18 protein-coding genes, 1 tRNA gene and 1 riboswitch are annotated in these 19775 nt (G+C 63.5%); of the genes, 5 read left to right on the top strand and 14 right to left on the bottom strand.

The window, feature by feature from the left end; translation table 11 throughout:
* Positions 1-28: 28 nt before the first annotated feature.
* The 3 genes from AB5Y91_RS14295 to AB5Y91_RS14285 all read left to right on the top strand — a co-directional run bounded on the left by AB5Y91_RS14295 (position 29) and on the right by AB5Y91_RS14285 (position 2724).
* The gene (locus AB5Y91_RS14295; RefSeq protein ID WP_106884936.1) at positions 29-304 is read left to right on the top strand and encodes a metal/formaldehyde-sensitive transcriptional repressor; all 276 of its coding nucleotides are present in this window, start codon (positions 29-31) and stop codon (positions 302-304) included.
* A 183-nt stretch (positions 305-487) separates the two neighbouring features.
* A complete protein-coding gene (locus tag AB5Y91_RS14290) occupies positions 488-1684 on the top strand; it encodes an amino acid aminotransferase (RefSeq protein ID WP_234677326.1) in 1197 nt (398 codons plus the stop codon).
* Between the two features lie 113 nt (positions 1685-1797).
* Entirely contained in the window at positions 1798-2724 is a 927-nt protein-coding gene (locus tag AB5Y91_RS14285) for a LysR family transcriptional regulator (RefSeq protein WP_171275449.1), read from the top strand.
* 15 nt (positions 2725-2739) lie between these two features.
* Here AB5Y91_RS14285 and AB5Y91_RS14280 read toward each other — a convergent pair whose 3' ends face one another.
* The 7 genes from AB5Y91_RS14280 to AB5Y91_RS14250 form a co-directional block, all read right to left on the bottom strand.
* Positions 2740-3063 (bottom strand): DUF1820 family protein, encoded by a 324-nt coding sequence (locus AB5Y91_RS14280; RefSeq protein WP_368170103.1) that lies wholly within the window; start codon positions 3061-3063, stop codon positions 2740-2742.
* Between the two features lie 118 nt (positions 3064-3181).
* Complete coding sequence (locus AB5Y91_RS14275) at positions 3182-4069, bottom strand: YjjW family glycine radical enzyme activase (protein ID WP_368170102.1); 888 nt, start codon at positions 4067-4069, stop codon at positions 3182-3184.
* Positions 4059-5585: a YjjI family glycine radical enzyme gene (locus tag AB5Y91_RS14270; RefSeq protein ID WP_368170101.1), complete on the bottom strand. Its 1527-nt coding sequence runs from the start codon at positions 5583-5585 to the stop codon at positions 4059-4061. Before AB5Y91_RS14270 ends, AB5Y91_RS14275 begins: the two co-directional genes overlap by 11 nt.
* Before the next feature lie 115 nt (positions 5586-5700).
* Positions 5701-6042, bottom strand: coding sequence for an AzlD domain-containing protein (locus AB5Y91_RS14265; protein WP_106884948.1), 342 nt, complete (start codon positions 6040-6042; stop codon positions 5701-5703).
* A 2-nt stretch (positions 6043-6044) separates the two neighbouring features.
* Positions 6045-6758 carry an AzlC family ABC transporter permease gene (locus tag AB5Y91_RS14260; RefSeq protein WP_368170100.1) on the bottom strand — a complete coding sequence of 238 codons (714 nt, stop codon included), beginning with the start codon at positions 6756-6758 and terminating at the stop codon, positions 6045-6047.
* Between the two features lie 120 nt (positions 6759-6878).
* Positions 6879-7355, bottom strand: a complete 477-nt coding sequence (locus tag AB5Y91_RS14255) for a murein L,D-transpeptidase family protein (protein WP_106884950.1) — start codon at positions 7353-7355, stop codon at positions 6879-6881.
* Between the two features lie 336 nt (positions 7356-7691).
* Positions 7692-9542: a M3 family metallopeptidase gene (locus AB5Y91_RS14250; RefSeq protein ID WP_368170099.1), complete on the bottom strand. Its 1851-nt coding sequence runs from the start codon at positions 9540-9542 to the stop codon at positions 7692-7694.
* Between the two features lie 293 nt (positions 9543-9835).
* Here AB5Y91_RS14250 and AB5Y91_RS14245 point away from each other — a divergent pair, with 293 nt between their 5' ends.
* Positions 9836-11509, top strand: a complete 1674-nt coding sequence (locus tag AB5Y91_RS14245) for a methyl-accepting chemotaxis protein (RefSeq protein WP_368170098.1) — start codon at positions 9836-9838, stop codon at positions 11507-11509.
* Positions 11510-11772: 263 nt separating this feature from the next.
* Positions 11773-11858: riboswitch (cyclic di-GMP riboswitch) on the top strand.
* 65 nt (positions 11859-11923) lie between these two features.
* Positions 11924-13342, top strand: coding sequence for an N-acetylglucosamine-binding protein GbpA (gene gbpA, locus AB5Y91_RS14240; RefSeq protein WP_368170097.1), 1419 nt, complete (start codon positions 11924-11926; stop codon positions 13340-13342).
* Positions 13343-13408: 66 nt separating this feature from the next.
* Here the strand turns inward: gbpA and cbl are convergent, their stop codons facing one another.
* The 7 genes from cbl to AB5Y91_RS14205 all read right to left on the bottom strand — a co-directional run bounded on the left by cbl (position 13409) and on the right by AB5Y91_RS14205 (position 19597).
* The gene (gene cbl / locus AB5Y91_RS14235) at positions 13409-14356 is read right to left on the bottom strand and encodes an HTH-type transcriptional regulator Cbl (RefSeq protein WP_025325756.1); all 948 of its coding nucleotides are present in this window, start codon (positions 14354-14356) and stop codon (positions 13409-13411) included.
* Positions 14357-14473: 117 nt separating this feature from the next.
* Complete coding sequence (locus AB5Y91_RS14230; protein WP_163147409.1) at positions 14474-15541, bottom strand: sulfate/molybdate ABC transporter ATP-binding protein; 1068 nt, start codon at positions 15539-15541, stop codon at positions 14474-14476.
* 74 nt (positions 15542-15615) lie between these two features.
* Positions 15616-16509, bottom strand: coding sequence for a sulfate ABC transporter permease subunit CysW (gene cysW / locus AB5Y91_RS14225; protein WP_111913669.1), 894 nt, complete (start codon positions 16507-16509; stop codon positions 15616-15618).
* Positions 16506-17345: a sulfate ABC transporter permease subunit CysT gene (cysT, locus tag AB5Y91_RS14220; RefSeq protein ID WP_025325753.1), complete on the bottom strand. Its 840-nt coding sequence runs from the start codon at positions 17343-17345 to the stop codon at positions 16506-16508. The genes cysW and cysT overlap by 4 nt, the downstream gene beginning before the upstream one ends.
* Before the next feature lie 279 nt (positions 17346-17624).
* On the bottom strand, positions 17625-18200 hold the full coding sequence (locus tag AB5Y91_RS14215; RefSeq protein WP_368170096.1) for an RBBP9/YdeN family alpha/beta hydrolase: 576 nt from the start codon (positions 18198-18200) through the stop codon (positions 17625-17627).
* Between the two features lie 39 nt (positions 18201-18239).
* Positions 18240-19241 (bottom strand): sulfate ABC transporter substrate-binding protein, encoded by a 1002-nt coding sequence (locus AB5Y91_RS14210; RefSeq protein WP_139439621.1) that lies wholly within the window; start codon positions 19239-19241, stop codon positions 18240-18242.
* 279 nt (positions 19242-19520) lie between these two features.
* A tRNA-Asp gene (locus tag AB5Y91_RS14205) sits at positions 19521-19597 on the bottom strand.
* Positions 19598-19775: the final 178 nt, after the last annotated feature.

Genomic DNA, 19775 nt, shown 5'->3' with positions numbered 1-19775 from the left:
GTATAGTTTTATTGTGCGAGAGGATCCCATGTCACACACGGTTCACGACAAGAAGAAGCTGTTGGCCAGGGTCAGGCGCATCAAGGGACAGACAGGTGCGCTGGAGAGCGCCCTGGAGCAGGAGACAGACTGCGCCGCCATCTTGCAGCAGATAGCCGCCATCCGCGGCGCCGTCAACGGCCTGATGCTGGAGGTACTGGAAGGCCATATGCGCGAGCATTTAGGGGCGCCGGAGGCGACCCCGGCCGAGCGACTGGAGGATCTGGATCAGGTGGTGAGGGTACTGCGCTCCTATCTGAAATAACGCCGGCAGGTGCGGGGCAGATAAGCTGCCCCCACTCTGCAGCACACCACCCTCTTTACAGCAGAGCGGCTCCAGTCCACCGCTCTCCACCCCTTTCAGACTTGAGCCCTCGCCCGCTTTACGCCATCATGACCGCCGATCATTGATCGCCATACTCTGGATTCCACTTCGCAAGGACCCCCCATGTTTGAACACGTCGATGCCTATGCTGGCGACCCCATACTCACGCTCGTCGAGACCTTCCACAAAGACACCCGCGAGCAGAAGGTGAACCTGGGGATCGGCCTCTATTACGACGAGCAGGGCCGCATTCCGCTGCTGCCCTCGGTGCAGCAGGCCGAAGCCCAGCGCGCCGCGGCGCCGGCGCCGCGCCCCTATCAGCCGATGGAAGGGGCCGCCAACTACCGCACCGCGGTGCAGCACCTGCTGTTTGGTGCCGACCACGAAGCGGTCAAGGCGGGACGTATCGCCACCATCCAGACCATAGGCGGCTCCGGCGCGCTGAAGATCGGTGCCGATCTGCTCAAGCGCTACTTCCCGACCTCCGAGGTGTGGGTCAGCAATCCCACCTGGGACAACCACAAGGCGATGTTCGAGGGGGCCGGCATCAAGGTGCACGACTACCCCTACTACGATGCGGCCACTGGCGGCGTGCAGTTCGATGCCATGATCGACTGCCTGAGCACACTGCCGGCCAAGAGCATAGTGCTGCTGCACCCCTGCTGTCACAACCCGACCGGGGTGGATCTCTCCCGCGCCCAGTGGGACCAGGTGATCGCGCTGGTGGTCGAGAAGAACCTGATCCCCTTTATGGACATCGCCTATCAGGGCTTCGGTGACGGGCTGGAAGAGGATGCCTACGCCATCCGCGCCATGGTGGCCGCCGGTGTCAGCTTCTTCGTCAGCAACTCCTTCTCCAAGAACCTCTCCTTCTACGGCGAACGCTGCGGCGGCCTGTCGGTCATCTGCCAGGATGCGGAAGAGGCCAGCCGGGTACTGGGCCAGATGAAGGCCACCGTGCGTCGCAACTACTCCAGCCCCCCCACCCATGGTGGTCAGGTAGCCGCAGCCGTGATGAGCCAGCCCGAACTGCATGCCCTCTGGGTCGGCGAGGTGACCGAGATGCGCACCCGCATCAAGGCCATGCGCCAGAAGCTGTTCGAGGTGCTGAGCGCCAAGGTGCCGGGCCGCGATTTTGGCTACTTCATCAGCCAGCGCGGCATGTTCAGCTACACCGGCTTCACGCCGGAGCAGGTGGACCGCCTGCGTGAAGAGTTCGCCGTCTATCTGGTGCGCTCGGGCCGCATGTGCGTGGCGGGCCTCAACAGCCGCAACGTCGACTACGTAGCGGACGCCATGGCCGCCGTGCTCAAGGGTTAATCCCCATGCCCCGCTCAGGCGGGGCTTTTTGTTTGCTCCGTCTGGAGGGGCAATACCGGCTGCCAGACGCTCCCCTCATCCTCGCCCGCACGGGCTTCATCCCGGGAGGTTTTATGGATCTCATCGCGCTTTCCCGCCTGGGCGGTCGTCATCTGGTCACCCTGCACCTGCTGCTGGACACCCAGAGCGTCACCCGCAGCGCCGAGCGCCTCTGCACCACTCCCTCCACCGTCAGCAAGACCCTCAACCAGCTGCGGGATCTGCTGGGGGATCAGCTGCTCTACCGTCAGGGCAACCAGTTGCTGCTCACCCCCTTTGCCGAGCGGCTCGGCCCCAGCCTGCGCCGACTGCTGAGCGAACTGAACGGCCTCACCAGCCCGGAGGGCTTCAACCCCGCCAGCTGGCAGGGGGAGCTGAATCTGGCGATGCGCGAGAGCAGCATGATCTGGCCCATGGGGCCCGTGCTGGGGACGTTGATGCGGGAGGTACCCGGGCTGGTGCCCGTCATCTGGAACAAGGATCAGCAGGGACTGGCTGCGCTGGCGGCGGGCAAGCTCGACTTCGTGATCCTGCCCCACGATCAGAGCCAGCCCCTGCCCAGCCAGCCTGGCCTGGTATGGGAGACGCTGCGGGAAGACAAGCTGGTCTGCCTGCTGCGCGCGGATCATCCGGCGCAGGATCAGCCCTGGGATCTGGATGCTTACCTGAGCTGGCGCCATATCCTCATTCGTGACAGCGAGCTGGCCGACCCCTTCTTCGAGCAGAGCCTGGCCCAGCGCCAGGTAAGGCGCCAGATTGGTGCCACCCTGCCGGACTTTGGCAGTGCCACCGCCCTGCTGCGCCAGAGCGATCTCATCCTCACCGCCATCGAGGGCTGGGCCGGGCAGGCCGAGCCGTCCGGGCTGGTGAGGCGGCCCGTCCCGTTCGACTATGGCGCCGTGACCCACAGCCTGGTGTGGTACGGCCCCCTGGGGGAAGATCCCGCCCTGCACTGGTTCCGCCAGCGGATCCTCCAGCTCGCCCGGGAGCTGGGTGCCTGAGAGTGCCCGGGGGGCTCAGGGCTTCTTGGTGTAGATGGGGCTCGGGAAGGAGGCGACGTTGTTGCCCAGCTCAGTGATGCGGGCCGCCCCCTGCTTGCGCACCTGATCGATGCGCAGCACCTGGTGCATGGGGATCAGGGTGCGGTTGACGTCGGCAAACTCACTCTTGAGCTTCTCGTGGCTGGGATCGACGATGAGCGCAGTGTGGTTGTCCCACACGAAGTTCGCTATCTCGATGAAGCCGAACAGCTGGCCCTGATTCACCTCCTTGACATAGACCTCGTAACGCTCGTTGTGACAAATAAACTGCACTCGATATAAGGCGTTGGTTTCACTCATGGGTATCTGTTGATGATGGGCGGTTTTCCCATTCTAGCCGCCACTTTCCGCGCACCAAATAGACAGACATCACAGTTGCGTCATATCGGGACTCAGGAGGAAAAACATGCCGGCCTCGTCACAATGGCGGCAGGGAGATTGGGCCAAATCCTTTCACCTTCAATGCGTTGGACAGCCCATCCAGCTCGTCCATGGCGGCCTCCTGCCAACCCGTCGCCTCTTCGCGCACCCCGTGGTGGCGAAACCCGTTGAGACGGATGGGGACGGGTCCCAGGCTCTGCAGAAAGCTGACCAGGCCCGCCTCCAGCTTGCCATCGGCATCGATGAAATCAGTGCGCCCCGGTACATGGAGCAACCGTAATTCCGCCAGCTTGCCCACTCGTGCAAGCAGTTGCAGCGACGCCAGCACCCGCTCCCGACCCTGACCGGTGAGCGAATGATGCACGGAGTCGCGCCATCCCTTGAGATCGATCATGGCACCGTCGAGTACCGGCAGCAGCCGCTGCCAGCCCGCCTCACCAAGGGATCCGTTGCTGTCCAGCAGGCAGCTCAGGTGGGCCAGATCCGGCGCCCCCTTGATGGCCGTAAACAGGTCGATCACAAACGGCAGCTGGGTGGTCGCCTCGCCGCCGGAGACGGTGATGCCGGTGAGCAGCGGGCCGTAGCGGCGCAGCAGGGCCAGCACCTCGGCCACCGACATCTGGTGGGTCTTGGGGCTGGCGCTGCGGGGACAGGCATCCAGGCAGCGGTCGCAGTGGGTGCACAGAGACGCCTGCCAACGTACCCTGCCATCAATGAGAGTCAGGGCGCCGCTCGGACAGCCGGGCACGCAGTCGCCACAGTGATCGCACAGCCCTATGGTGTGGGGGTTGTGGCAGCCCGGGCAGCGAAAGTTGCACCCTTGCAGGAAGAGCACCAGCCGATTGCCCGGCCCGTCCACGCAGGAGAAGGGCAACCAGCGGCTGACAGTCGCGGTGCGCCCCCCCTTGTCATCCTCAGTAGTCACACAGGCTAGCCTCTAGGCCCAGCACCCGCGGCGCCCGCTGGCGAATGCCGGTCAGCTCGCTCGCCTCGGCGCCAAGACAGGTGGTCTGCAACCGCGAGCCTTCGGCGGCGAAGCGAGCCACATTGCTCTTGCGGATCATGTAGCCGGTCACCCGCACCAGATCGCTGTCCGCCACGTTGGCACTGAATTCGCGCATGCCGAGGGCAAAGGCCCCCTTGCAGAGCTGCAGCAGCGCCTGCGGGTTCTGGCGTATGGTGGGATCCAGGGTCAGGATCTCGCTGATCCCGGAGTGGTAGTAGCCGTGGTGCGGGGCCAGGGCCAGCAGGTGGCTGGCGGGATCCGGCTCCTCCCCATAAGGGATGCGTACCCCGGGAGTGACCCCCTTGTCCAGGCTGAGCCCGCCCTGGGAGTGCAGCAGGGCACGCCCGCCCCAGGCGTGGTGCTGGGGTCGGGCTGTCACCCAGGCCGAGAGCCGGGCCGAGATGCGATGGCCGAGCTGGTTCGCCCCCTCGTCGTGGCCATAGCGCCCGGCCAGCCCCTCTTTGTCCATCAGCAGGTTCACCGCCTCCGCCATGCCATGGATGCCGAACATGGGCACGAAACGCCCCTCCTCGATCAACCCCTCCTCCACCAGGAAGCTGGCGAAGAAGCCGGACTCTTCGTGCAGGAAGGCGGCCCTTGCCTCGATGAGGCGGGAGGCCTGCTCGCAGTAGTGGGGCAGCCAGCGCGTCATGAACTCCTCAAGGTCGGCGCTCTGCTCGGCCATCCCCTTGAGGGAGAGGCGCACCAGGGTGTTGGCGCCGCCCCCCAGGGGCAGTGCGTTGTAGCAGCTGACGATGCCAAAGCCCCGCTCGTCGAAGGTCTCCCTGTGGATCGGGTAGTTGACTATGTGAGGCTTGCCGCACAGGGCTATGTTCTGCACCCCCTGCATCAGCAGGCTGTCCGGGGTCGATGCGGGATCGTGAAACAGGCTGAGGTTCGGCGCCACCTGCTTGAGTTCGCCGTCGATGCGCAGGATCAGGCGGCAGATCCTGTTGTCATCCGGGCCTATGTTGACGTGCATGAAGGCGTCCGGCAGCACCCTGTCCAGGTAGATCCAGAAGCCTTTCAGCTTGCGATGGAGGGTCTCGTCATCCAGCTCACCGACGAAGGGCAGCAGCAGGTGATCGAGGCGCCCCAGCCAGACCGGCATGCCGGTGACCGAGGGCACATGGTGATAGAGGATGCGCAGGGCATCCAGGGCCTCGTCAAAATCCCGTGGTGGCGCCAGCTCCAACCAGGGGGAGCCCTGACTCAGGAACTTCTCATAGTCCGGCAGCACGTAGCGCGGCTTGTAGGGGGCATGTCCCTCGAACATGTCGCAGAGCACCCCTTGCGCCATCGCCTCGGCCACCTCGGCAGGCAGCGCGGGATAGGGCAGCGCATTCTCGGCGGCGAGGGCCAGGGCATGGCTCTTCTGAGCCGGGGAGAGCAGGGGGTCGCGCACTATGCGCTGGCAGCTGGCGGTGAGGGACATGGGAAACTCCTTGGCGGATGATTCCTAAATCCTCACACTTGAGAGGCCTTTTTTGAAGTGACATTCATAACATAACGGATGTCTGATAGAGACATCCGTTAGGCGGGATCACGGCTCAACCCAACCCGGGCAGCAGCGCCGCCAGTCCCCCCTGCCAGCGCAGCAGGAAGAAGCCCCCCATGCCGACCACCACCACCACCAGGGTCGGCAGCCGCAGCAGGGTCAGGGCGGTCACCAGCAGGGTGGCAGCCAGGTAGTCGGGATCCCAGTCCAGCCCCTTGCCCGGCTCATAGCTGAAGACGATGGGCAGCCAGATGGCGGTCAACACCGACTGGGCCGAGAAGCTGAGGAAGGCCCCCATCTCGGCACCGGGCTGATAGCGGGTCAGCCGCGAGAAGAAGGCAAAGCGGTTGAAGAAGGTGATCAGGGCCAGCAGGCCAATCATCAGCCAGCCCATGGTCATCTCCTCATCCGGTGCAATACATAACCCACCACCATGCCGGCCAGGGCCGAGATGATGATGTGGATCTCCGCCAGCAGCGGCTTGGTGAGCAGCGCAGTGCCGCCGCTCACCACAGTCGCCGCCACCATGGGCAGGTTCTTCATGGCGGGTATGGTCATGGCGATGAAGGTGGCGGCGATGGCAAAGTCCAGCCCCATCTTGTCCAGCCCCTCTATGTACTGGCCGGCGGCGATGCCGAGCAGGGTCGCCAGGTTCCAGAACAGGTAGAACACGAAGCCCGCGATCAGGGCATAGGCGGGGTTGAAGACGCCGCCGCGCTCCCTGTCCTTGAGTGCCACCGCGAACATCTCGTCGGTCAGGAAGAAGGCGAGGCTGGCACGCCAGCGCAGGGAGAGCGGCAGCACGTCCCGGCGGAAGGTGAAGCCATAGAGCAGGTGCTGGGAGGTGATCACCATGGTGGAGCCCATGATGGGCAGCAAGGGGGTGCCCGCCCCGAACAAGGTGGTGGCCGAGAGCTGGGCGGCGCCGGCATAGACCAGCAGCGACATCAGCTGGGCCTGCACCGGGCTCAAGCCCGCCTGCAGCGCCAGGGCGCCGCACAAAATCCCCCAGGGGATGACGGAAATGGAGAGGGGGAGAATATCCAGGGTGGCGCGCCACCAGAGCGCACCCATGCGCTCGGGCGCGGCGATGCGGGTTCCTGACATCATGGGATCATCCTTGTGACTTCCAACGCGAGCCGGAAAAACTAGCACGGCGCGGGAGGGGCTGTCACGCCATCCAGGGAGGAAATAAAACGCCCGCTGGGCAGCGGGCGTGAACGGCGAGGATCAGGGCTCGATGACGATGGGAGTGCCAGGCTCGATGGCGTTCCAGATCTCGTCCATCTCGTGGTTGAGCACGGCGATGCAGCCATTGGTCCAGTTGGACGGCTGCACCCGGCGATCCCCCATGCGGTTGAGCTGACCATGGATCATGATCATGCCGCCCGGACGCACTCCCAGCTCATTGGCACGCTTGATGTCGTCCAGATTCGGGTAGTTGATGTGGATAGCCTTGTAGAAGCCGGAATTACTCTTCTTGTAGTCGAGGGTGTAACGCCCTTCCGGGGTACGCTGATCCCCTTCCTGCTGCTTGTGCCCCTTGGGTGCAGGACCCAGGGCGACCCAGTAGCGCTTGACCGGCTTGCCATCCTTCATCAGGGTCAGGCTATAACTCGACTTCTTGACCACCACCATGTCGGCGGACAGGGTGGCAAAACTCAATGCGGGCCACAGCCCCAGCAAACACAACAATACGGCTCTCAATTTCCATCCCTCGACAAGCCTTCAGGGCTTTGTATTTAGCTAATCATCTGAATGTCGCCACTCTCTGGCGGCGAGCGAGCGCCATGATATGGGATCGCCGTGAATACTCAATATATCCAGAGAAACATATCTGTGACCCGCCTCCCCAGCGCTCAGCCAACGCCTCTGCGCATCACCATAATTAATAGCCAAAACAGATAGATGGCGCAAAAAACAGGCGCATCTTGCGCACCGGCTCACACCGTGGCAAAGATCCCGTCCCGCCTCGGCAGGCTTGCTTACCGCTGACATGAGCAAGCCCTGCCGATGGGCAGGGCTTGCTGTTCGAGCAGCGCCTCACCGGGCGGTGGCGGGCTCGCGCTGATAATGCTGGCGGATCCAGGTCTCGAAGTCGGCCAGCATGCTGGCCTCCGACTCGCTGTTGTCGGCAATCAGCTCGGCGCCGTGCATCACCCGGATCTGGGCATCGAGCGGCGTTCCCTCTCCTGCCGACGGGCGCTGGCTCGCCGCCGTCATGCAGGCTTCGGCCGTTGCCCACGCCTGCGCCACGCTCTGGTTGCACGCCTCGGCCAATGGCACGGCACTGAAGCCTTCGCCAGTGAGGCTGCGTAGCGTCTCGTCATGGGTCATGCCGTTGCCCGGCCCCCAGTAGTGAGCGGCCAGATCCGGCCCTATGCGCGGGTTGTCGGTGAGGTAGCCGTCGCGCGCAAGGAAGTAGGCGCGGGTCTGCTCCACCGCCATCAGCGCCAGCAGATAGCCGTGGTAGGCGCAGGCCGACTCCTGATTGAGCAGGTGCGGAATGGCCAGCAGCGGGCGCGGGCTCTCCACCCCCAGGATCTTGCGCTCCCACTGGCGGGCCAGTGCCAGCACAGCCTCTGGGGTGCGCTCTGCGTCAGCCATGGCGTAGAGATCCCGCTCGAAGTAGGCCACCAGCGCTATCTGGCGCTCATTGAAGGCGCGAAACGGCTGGCGCGCCTCTATCATGGCCCTGATGAGCGAATCGGGGATCGCCTCCCCCGCCGCGTTTCTGGCGTAGCGTTTGAGCCAGTCGGCGTCGTCCAGCAGGCTGTCGCAGAACATCGACTGGGTCTCGGCATAGGCCATGGAGGTGGGCGGAAACTCCTGGGAGAAGCAGGGGGCGTTGCCGGTCACGTTGGCAAAGTGGGCCGCATGGCCGCCTTCGTGGAACAGGGTGTTGAGGCCACTCCAGCCGCTGCCCACCTGGGCCGGATCGGCCAGGCTGGTGAAGTTGACCACGGCGGGCACCCACTCCCCCTCCTGCCAGAAGCTAGGCACAGGGCCATGGCAGAAGCCGTTCTCGTATTTCCCCTCCCGGGTCAGCAGATCCAGGGTCAGGGTGGCGCCGCGATACTGGATGCCGAGGCGGCGGAAGCTCTGGACCCAATCCTTCAGCGCCCGGGAGAAGGGCACATAGGGGTCGAGCTGGCGGGTCACGTCGCCGCTCACGCTGTAGCGCAGGTTGTGGGGCAGCAGCGCCGCCTCCCCCTTGGCGGCTTTCAGCTCCGCCAGGCTCTGGTGCACCCGCTGCTCGGTGCGGGCAATAAAGTCGTCGAGCACGGCAAACAGCTGCTCCGGGCTCATCTGCTCGTTCTTGTGCACCTTGTAGTCGAAGTAGTCGTTATAGCCCATGGCCCGGGCGAAGCGGTTGCGCAGGGCCACCACCTCGAGAAAGCCGTTGCCGACCACCCACTGCTCCAGGCGGTGGAACATGGCGAGCGCACTCTGGCGCACCGCCTCGTCGCTACTGGCGGCCAGCGCCGTGCTGGCGGCGGGCAGGCTGCCGGCCACTTGTTGGCCCTGCTCGTCCAGTAAAGTCAGCTTGAGCCCCTTGCGGTGGGCGAAGAGATCCGCCTCGGCGGCCACCAGCTCGTCCATCAGGGCGGCGGCGGCCGGATCTTCGATGACGTTGCACTCGAAGAAGGCAGCCCAGCCCGCCAGACCCCGCTTCAGATCCGCCCCCTCGGCCTGGGCCAGCACCTCCCGCAATGCGGGCAGCCTGGCCGGATCGGCACAAAACGCCTTGTAGGCCTGCTCGGCGGCGGTGAAGCCAGCCTGATCGTCGCTGGTGCCCATGTAGGTGGACCAGAAGAGATCCTCCTTGCGCCTGTGTACCCGCAGGTAGTCGGCATTGAGCTGGTTCAAGTAATTCCTGGCAATGGAACTCATAAATTCCCTCTTTTTATGGGGCGGCCACAGGGGCGCCCACTCCTTTTTGGTGAAATGCCAACTCATTCACACTTCTTGCAAATAGAGCCGACAAATGGTGCGCCGGGATGCGCCAGACCACGCTACCAAAAGCGAGGGTTTCTGTCTGCTGGCTATACTGGTTGCCAACACACTCAATTGGCAACCAACCATCACAACCCTTTGAAAGTTAAATAAATGTTAAACACAAAACAATCAAGGCCAGCCAGCTGACTGGCCCTCACCAGATCCGTACGGGAAAGAAGGAAAAGACTATGTTCAAGCTCGGTGATATCGCCGTGAGTCGCAAACTGATGCTGCTGCTCTCGGTGGCGCTGGTCGGCTTCATCGCACTGCTGCTCATCTCCGCCAGTGCCCTGCATCGCAACCTGATGAGTGAGCGGGAAGCCAGATTGCAGGCGGTGCTGGATCTCGCCATGAGCCGGATCCAGACCCTGGCCGCCCCAGAGGCCCAGGCGCAAGCCAAGGCCATGCTCGACGGCATGCGCTTCGATGGGGACAACTACCTGTTCGTGCTGGATGAAAACCGCCACGTGGTGGTGCATCCCGCCAAGCCAGAGCTGGTCGGCCAGCAGATGGGCGGGACGCCCGCCGAATCCCACTGGCAGCGCATGGTGGATCTCGGCAAGGGCGGCCATCAGGGTCGCCTGGAATACCAGTGGCTCTCTCCCTCCGGCGAGGCGGCCCAGAAGATGTCGCTAGTGGCCGGCTACCAGCCCTGGGGCTGGATCCTGGGCTCCGGCCTCTTGCTGCAGGACATAGAGGCCACCATCTGGTCCCAGTACCAGCTGATGGGGGGCGCCACCCTGCTGGTGATCCTGCTGATGGGGTGGTTGGGGGTGGCCATCAGCCGCTCCATCGTCAACCCGCTGGCGGAGATCAACAGGGCCATGGCCCAGGTGGCGGCCGGGGATCTGGTGGTCAGCATACCCGTGCATGGCAAGGATGAGCTGGGGGCCGTCGCCCGCTGTACCAATCAGGGGCTGGACGCCATTCGCCGCGCCCTGCTGGAGGCGAGCCAGGGGGCCCGCAACGTGGCGGATGCCGCCCTGCGCATCGCCGCCTCCGCCGAGCAGACCAACCAGGCGGTCAACAGCCAGCGGGATCAACTGGCCCAGCTCGCCACCGCTATGAACGAGATGAGCGCCACCATCTCGGATGTGGCGGGTCACGCCGAGAACACGGCCCGCGACACCCAGGACGCCACCAGCGAGGCCGGGCTCGGCAACCAGGACGTCCACGCCAGCGTGCACGGCATCCAGGCGCTCGCCACCGAGGTGGAGCAGGCCACCCATCAGGTCAATCGGCTCAAGGAGGGAGTGATGCAGATAGGGGAGGTGACCGCCGTCATCAGCGCCATCTCGGATCAGACCAACCTGCTGGCTCTCAATGCCGCCATAGAGGCGGCCCGGGCCGGCGAGCAGGGCCGCGGCTTCGCCGTGGTGGCCGACGAGGTGCGCCAGCTGGCGAGCCGTACCCGCCACTCCACCGAGGAGATCCAGAGTACCATCACCCAGTTGCAGCAGCGGGCGGTGACCGCCGCCAGCGCCATGGATGCCAGCCGCAAGCTGGCGGAGAGCAGCGTCGGCCAGTCCGAGAAGGCGGGGCAGGATCTCTCCCTCATCGTCAACCACATCCAGCACGTGAGCGACATGGCGACCCAGATAGCCACGGCGGCGGAACAGCAGAGCATGGTGGCCGAGGAGATGAACCGCAACGTCAGCGGCATCAATGACTCGGCCCTGGAGATGTCCCAGGCCGCCTCCCAGCTGGCCCAGGAGAGCGAGCTGCTGGCCGGACTTTCGCGCAGCCTGGACGAACGGCTGGCGGTGTTCAGGCTCGGCAATGCCCTCCCCCGGGATCTGGTGACCGGGGAGGCCCCGCGCCCCTCGTCCTCCCGCCGCACAGACCAGTACCCGCACCACTGACCGTCTGACACAGTCCCATCCCCTGCCGGCCTCGCCGGCAGGGGATTTTTTCATTGATGAAAAATGTCGCAATTTTGCATCTTTTGACGGAGCGGGCGAAGTAAAACCAAACTTGATGAATTAAATATAATTTTAAAAACAGAGAGTTAAGTGATTGCTCTACTCCGATGAGGTCAAGCTGTTAAGTTTTACACTTAATAATTTAATCAAAAGAAGCCATCATGGTTGCGCCGTCCTCAAGGGCGGCACCCTGACCTTTTTATGTAGTCATTTGGCAAACTGGTTGAAAGGCCAGGACGCAAAGCCTCCGGTCTAAAGACATGTCGTCCAGGATAGCGGGGTTGCCACACTCAGGTGTGTCACGGGGAACTCCCCTGCCAACTTGACTGCCCACATCACCGAACAGAGGAATGTATGGCAGCAATAATCCAACTCAATCATGTGGCCGCGGCGCTGGCGCTGCTGGCCAGCGGCGGCGTGCTCGCCCACGGTTATATCAGCCAGCCGGAAGGGCGCAACTATCTGTGCAAGACCGGCGGCAACAGCCAGTGTGGCGCCATTCAATGGGAGCCCCAGAGCCTGGAGGCGCCGTCCGGCTTCCCCGATGGCGGCCCCGCCGACGGCCAGATCGCCTCGGCCGGGCATCCGCAATTCGGTGAGCTCAATGCCCAGACCAGCGATCGCTGGACCAAGCGCAATGTGCAGGCCGGCCCCTTCGCCATCAGCTGGACCTTCACCGCCAACCACGTGACCCGCAACTGGCGCTATTACCTCACCAAGCAGGATTGGAACCCGAACCAGCCCCTGACCCGTGACGCCTTCGATCTCAATCCGTTCTGCGTGATCGACGGCAACATGGTGCAGCCCCCCAAGCAGGTCACCCATCAGTGCACCCTGCCGGCACGCACCGGTTATCAGGTCATCCTCGGGGTCTGGGAGGTGGGCGATACCGCCAACAGCTTCTACAACCTGATCGACGCACGCTTCGACGGTGGCACCCAGCCGCCGCTGACCTGGAGCCAGGGCGGGACCATCTACCCCTCCATCGATCTTGCGGCAGGTGACAAGGCCAAGACCCGGGTGTTCGATGCCAGCGGCGAGCGTGCCGACCTGCAGACGGTGCTGACCATAGCCAGCGCCGAGCAGGGCCAGAAGAACAACTGGGCCCACGCCCTGGCAGGCAAGATCAATGCCGAGCAGACCCAGATCCGCGCCGGCCAGCAGGGGGCCGATGGCCAGTTCAACCCCGTCTACGGCCAGAACCCCATCTACCTGAAAGCCGGCAGCAACCTGCAACGGGTCGAGATCCAGCTCGAGCAGCAGCAACCGCCGGTGGGCAACAGCATCAACGTGAGCGGCCTGGCGAGCGACTACCAGCTCGACAACGGCAAGGTCACCCTGAGCTTCACCGTCACGGCGCAAGGGGATCTCGCCGTCACCAATACCCTGTATGACCATGACGGTGTCGCCAAGGGCCAGAGCGGGGCAGACATCAAGGACAGCAGCCAGAGCTTCACCATGGAGGCCACGGGTCTGAGTGCGGGCCACCACCAGCTGGTGATAGAGGGCAAACCCAAGGCTGGGGGGGAAGTGGTGCAGCAGACCCTGGATCTGATGTTCAAGGATCCGGCCGGTGGCGACTACCAGTTCAGCTTCCCGGAAGGGCTCAAGTCCTATACGGCCGGCACCAGGGTATTGCAGCCGAAGAATGGCAAGGTCTATCAGTGCAAGCCCTTCCCCTACAGTGGTTGGTGCAGCCAGTGGTCCAGCACGGCCACCCAGTATGAGCCGGGCATAGGCTCCCACTGGCAGGAAGCCTGGATCGCACAATAACGCTGTCGCAGTGACATCAATAAAACGGGGAGCCCATGGCTCCCCGTTTCTCATGCGCCGCTCGGCTCAGATCTGGTAGTCGAGCAGGGGCTCGTTGCTCATGGCCCTGGCCTGGATCTCCGCCAGCGCCAGCTCTGGGTTGCAGAGCTGGATGAACTGCCAGGTGAAGTTGTGCTGGAACTGCCCCTGCTTGAGGCCGATCCAGGCGGTGTGCGGCGCAAACAGCCGGCTGCCGTCGAGCTGCACCAGCCCCTTGTCCCGCTGGGGATCGAACGCCATGTCCGCCAGTATCCCCACCCCCATCTCCAGCTCGACATAGGTCTTGATGACGTCGGAATCCTGGGCGGTCAGCAGGATCTGCGGATGTATCCCCGCCTCGGCGAAGGCCTCATCCACCCGCACCCGGCCCGTCAGGCCCGCCTGATAGGTGACTATGGGCCAGTGTGCCAGCGCCGCCAGGGTCAGTTCCCGCTCGGCGGTGAGCGGGTGCTGCTCCGGTACCACTATGTTGTGGTGCCAGCGATAGTAGGGAAACGCGACCACACCTTCGCTCTTGTCGAGCTGCTCGCTGCTGATGCCAATGTCCACCTCGCCGGTCTGCACCAGCCGCACTATCTCCTCCGGACTGCCCTGACGCAGCTCCAGTTGCACCAGGGGGAACTGCTCGCGAAACGCCTTCACTACCCGGGGCAGGGCATAGCGCGCCTGGGTGTGAGTGGTCGCTACCAGCAGCCGCCCGGAATCCCGGTTGGCAAAGGTGCTGGCCAATTTGCGGATATTGTCGGCGTCCCCCAGGATACGCTCGGCGATCACCAGCAGCTCCTTGCCCGGCTCCGTCATGCCGAGCAGCCGCTTGCCGTAACGGATGAAGAGCGCGAGCCCGAGCTCCTCCTCCAGCTCGCGGATATGGCGGCTGACCCCGGACTGGGAGGTAAAGAGGGCATTGGCCACTTCGGTCAGGTTGTAATCCCGCCGCGCCGCTTCCCGGATAATGCGTAATTGCTGAAAATTCACCTCATCGCCTCCTGCGCTGAGTGGCGGTGGATGCTGCCACCGTCCTCTTGTTATTGGGCGACCGGATCAGGATCCGGCTGCAAGCCTGAAAATGGGTCTCGCCTTGGGGGCTCGTCTTCAAATCTGGTAGTCGGGATAGAGCTGCGCATGCCGGGCCACCAGGCGCACCCCCTGGCCGGGGGCGAAGGCACGGGCGGCCTCCTTGCTCAGCTCGGCCTCGTAGTGAGCTCCCCTGGTCTCGCCATCCCCGCGCAACTCCACCCGGATCCGCGGCCCCATGGGCAACAAGCGGGTGATGGTGGCGCTGATGCCTCCCGGTGCATCCGCCGGCAGTATCTCCAGCTCGTGGGGGCGCACATAGGCAATGGCAGCACTGCCCTGTGCCAGCTGGGAGCTGATGGGCCCCCCCAGCTGCTGCTCACCTATGCCGAGCCCCTGCCCGGCCACCCGGCCGCGGAACAGGTTCACGCTGCCGAGGAAGCTGTGCACAAAGGCGGTGGCGGGCTGGTCATAGACCTCGGCCGGGGTGCCGATCTGCTCGACCCGCCCTGCGTTCATCAGCACCACCCGATCCGCCACCTCCAGCGCCTCCTCCTGATCGTGGGTCACGAACAGGCTGGTGACGTGCAGCTCGTCGTGCAGCTCTCGCAGCCAGCGGCGCAGCTCCTTGCGCACCTGGGCGTCGAGGGCGCCGAAAGGCTCGTCCAGCAGCAGCACCTTGGGCTGCACCGCCAGGGCGCGCGCCAGGGCGACTCGCTGGCGCTGACCACCGGAGAGCTGGGTCGGATAGCGTCCGGCCACGTGGCTGAGCTGCACCAGATCCAGCAGCTCCTTGACCCGGGCTCGGATAGCCGCCTCGGCCGGTCGCTCGGAGCGCGGCTTGACCCTCAGGCCGAAGGCCACGTTCTCGAACACCGTCATGTGTCTGAACAGGGCATAGTGCTGGAACACGAAACCGACATTGCGCTCGCGCACGTGGAGATCAGAGGCATCCTCGCCGCGGATGATGACGTTGCCACTGTCGGCCTGCTCCAGCCCGGCGATGATCCGCAGCAGTGTGGTCTTGCCGCAGCCGGAGGGGCCGAGCAGCGCCACCAGTTCACCGTCGTGAAAATCGAGGTTGATGTCGGCCAGGGCCGCGTACTGATTGAAATGCTTGTTGAGTCGTTGAACCTGAATGCTCATGGCTGCCTCTCTAAACCGTTAAACCGGATTCATGGTTATCCGGGCTGACCTGCCAGCAGGCAGGCCAGGCCATATCAATGGGACTGGGTGGGCTGAGCGCGCAGCCGGGCCAGCAGGGTCTCCCCCAGCAGGGTGAAGATCCCGAACAGGGCCAGCAGGCTCGCCACCGCGAAGGCGGCGCCGGTCTGGTACTCGTTGTAGAGGATCTCGATGTGCAGCGGCAGTGTGTTGGTCTGACCGCGAATATGGCCGGAAACCACGGAGACGGCACCGAACTCCCCCACGGCACGGGCGGTACAGAGCAGCAAGCCATACATCAGGCTCCAGCGGATGCCGGGCAGGGTGACCCGCCAGAACATCTGCAGGCCGCTCGCCCCCAGCATGATGGCGGCTTCCTCCTCTTCCGGACCACGGGCCTCCATCTGGGGCAGCAGCTCGCGTACCACGAAGGGCACAGTGATGAAGGTGGTCGCCAATATGATCCCCGGAGTGGCGAAGATGATCTTGATGTCGTGCTCGCTAAGCCAATCACCGAACCAGCCACGACTGCCGAACATCAGCACGAACATCAGGCCCGCTATCACGGGTGAGACCGAGAACGGCAGATCGATGAGGGTGATGAGCAGTTGCCGGCCCGGGAAGCGGAAGCGGGCTATGGCCCAGGCGGCGGCCAGCCCGAACAGCAGATTGAGGGGCACAGAGCAGAGGGTCACCAGGGCGGTCAGGCCGAGGGCGCTCAGGGCATCTGGCTCGCTGATGGCATGCCAGAAGAAGGCGAGGCCCGGACTCAGGGCCTGGATAAAGACGGTCGCCAGCGGCAGCAGCAAAAGCGCGGCGAACCAGCCCAGCCCGACGCTGATCAGCAGCCACTTGACCCAGACGGGCTCACGGGTCACGGCAGGCTGGCGCACCTGAGTGACAGGGGCCCCATCGAGGGCCAGGTCCAGGCTTGCGTTGGATGCATTCATATGCGGCTTCCTCCGATGCGTGCCCAGCTCCAGGCCTGCAACTTGTTGATGATCAACAGCAAAACAAACGAGATCAGCAGCATGACGGAGGCGATGGCCGAGGCCCCGGCATAGTCATACTCCTCCAGATGACTCATGATCATCAGCGGCGCGATTTCCGAAACCATCGGCAAATTTCCGGCGATAAAGATGACGGAGCCGTACTCCCCTACCCCACGGGCAAAGGCCAGGGCGAAGCCGGTGAGCAGCGCCGGTATCAAGGTAGGCCACAACACTCGCGCGAAGGTCTGCCAGCGATTGGCCCCCAGGCTGGCGGCGGCCTCCTCCTGTTCTGTCTCCGCCTCCCGCAGCACCGGCTGCAGGGTGCGCACCACGAAGGGCAGCCCGATGAAGGTGAGGGCGATCACCACCCCTATGGGGTTGTAGGCAAGCTCGATGCCAAAGGGGGCAACCCACTGACCTATCCAGCCGTTTGGGGCGAAGATGGCGCACAGGGCAATGCCGGAAACGGCGGTCGGCATGGCGAACGGCAGGTCGATGAGCGCATCCACCAAGCGGCGACCGGGGAAGCTGTAACGCACCAGCACCCAGGCCAGGATCAGCCCGAACAGGCTGTTGAGCAGGGCGGCGATAAAGGCGGCCCCGAAGCTGAGGCGAAAGGAGGCGAGCACCCGGGGGGAGCCTATCACCTGCCAGAACTCGGCTGCCGTCAGGTTGTTTACCGCGAATAGCACCAGCGCCGAGAGGGGCAACAGCACCAGTATGCTCAGGTAGAGCAGGCTGAAGCCCAGGGTCGGCCCCAGGCCAGGGAGGACGGAATAAGAACTTAATCGCATAACACATCCGTTTGTTATAAAAACTTTCGATACGCTGATTCTGCTCACGACCGCCAGGGACAACAAACACCAATAACGCCTTTGCTAAGCACTTTTTTGTCTAACAACGGCAAATCAGGGCTTTTAGAGCGATAAATATAAAAAAAGGTCTTTTATATAAATAAAAGACCTAACAAACGGAGCGGTGAAACCTGAGCTGCAAAGACAGTCACTATGGGATCAGGGTGGCGAGCCTGTCTGATATCTTGCGGGAACTCTCCTTGTCATATGAGTCGAGGATCAGCGGAAGCTGAGGGCCGCCCGCCTATCCCATTCGGTCGAGGTGGGATCCACCACCATCTCGGCCCTGTGATGAAGGGTGTTCAGCAGGTTGAGCCCCTGACGCCACTCCCCATGACCGGACTGGGCATTGATGTGGCCCACCTCGCCGGCATCGAACAGCGGCACCTGCCACTGACGACTCCAATACTCGGCACGTTCGAAGCTCATCCAGGGATCGTTGCGGCTGGCGATGAGCTGGGCGGACACCTTGATGGATCCCGCCAGCGCCTCGTCCGGGATGCCGAAGCGGGCCGGATCAGCGGGAGCCACTATCAGGATGGAGGAAACCTTGTCCGGTTGCAGCCGGGCGGCGGCAATCGCCGTCAGGGCGCCGAAGGAGTGGGCCACCAGGTGGACCCGGCTGCGGCGGCTTCTAAGCTTGCTCGCCAGCTTGGCACTCCAGACGGTGAGGTCCGGCTTGTCCCAGGGCAGGCCCAGCATCCGCTGCCACTGGGGAAATTGCTGGTGCCAGCGACTCTGCCAGTGATCCGGCCCACTGTTGTGCAGACCGGGAACCAGAAGGATCTTGTTCATCATGGTGCTCCTATCTGTTGTCACAGGGGCCAGTCACTGTTAGCGGCCCGGTTGGTAGATCTGGTCGAACAGCCCACCCTGGGCGAAGTGCTTCTTCTGTGCCTTGTCCCAATCCCCTTCCAGATCCTTGACGGTAAAGAGCGCCAGCTGCGGGAACTGGGCCGCCGTCTCCTTCAGGATCGCCGGGTTGCTCGGGCGATAGTGGTACTTGGCGATGATCCGCTGCCCCTCGTCGGAATAGAGGTAGTCAAGATAGCCCTTGGCGACCGCTTCGGTGCCGTGCTTCTTGGCAACCTTGTCCACCACGGCAACGGGAGGTTCGGCCAGGATGGAGACAGACGGCACCACGAGCTCGAACTTGTCGCTGGTTCCCGGCTGATTCAGCACCAGCAGGGCTTCGTTCTCCCAGGCCAGCAAGACGTCGCCGAGGCCGCGCTCGATGAAGCTGGTGGTGGCGCCCCGGGCGCCGGAATCCAGCACTTTCACGTTCTTGAACAGATCGCCGACAAACTGCCTGGCACCCTCTTCAGTGCCGCTCTTCTTCAGGGCATAGCCCCAGGCAGCCAGGTAATTCCAGCGCGCACCGCCGGAGGTCTTGGGGTTGGGGGTCACGATGGCGACATCCTTGCGAACCAGATCGCCCCAGTCCTTGATCTGCTTGGGGTTGCCCTTGCGCACCAGGAAGACAATGGTGGAGGTATAGGGAGACGCATTGTTGGCAAGGCGCCCCTCCCAATCGCTGGCGGTAAGACCCGCCTTGGCCACGGCATCGACATCATAGGCCAGCGCCAGGGACACCACATCAGCCTCCAGGCCATCCACCACGGCACGGGCCTGCTTGCCGGAGCCACCATGTGACTGGCTCACCACCACATCATCACCCGTCTTGGCCTTCCACTCCTTGGCAAAGGCGCTGTTGTATTCCTGGAACAGCTCGCGAGTCGGGTCATAGGAAACGTTGAGCAGGCGCACCTCGGCCGCATTGGCCTGGCCAAGTGCCAGCAGAGAGAGCAGGGTCAGGGCGGTCATTCGCAATTTCATGGTGATACTCCATATCGTTGGGTTGAGTACAGAATGCCGCCTTCCACATATATCAGGAAGAAAGAAAAAGCGCTTTGCTTATCTCTTTTACGCATATTAGGCCAACCGCCAACGCATACTCACTGCCGCGAACCAGCCCCCTGGTCGCCCAATTCGCCACTCATCACCGTCAGATTGCAGACACGAAAAAGCCCAGTCTGTTGACTGGGCTTGCTGGACTTAGATGCTGAAGGTACATAGCAAAAAGGCCTTCCCGTGAGGGAAGGCCTTTCAAATTAGTGGCGGAGCGGACGGGACTCGAACCCGCGACCCCCGGCGTGACAGGCCGGTATTCTAACCGACTGAACTACCGCTCCGCTGTCTGGTTAGCATTTTGCTAAATTGTCTGCCGTTTCAACGAGGTGTCATCCTCTCGGCCAATCATGCAATGTGTGCACAACTGTTTAATTGGGTGCCTGGCAGTGTCCTACTCTCGCATGGCGAATGCCACACTACCATCGGCGCTACCGCGTTTCACTTCTGAGTTCGGCATGG

The sequence above is a fragment of the Aeromonas sp. R4-3 genome (assembly GCF_040908275.1).
Lineage (GTDB): Bacteria > Pseudomonadota > Gammaproteobacteria > Enterobacterales > Aeromonadaceae > Aeromonas > Aeromonas rivipollensis.
This window is presented reverse-complemented; position numbering and strand designations above follow the sequence as displayed.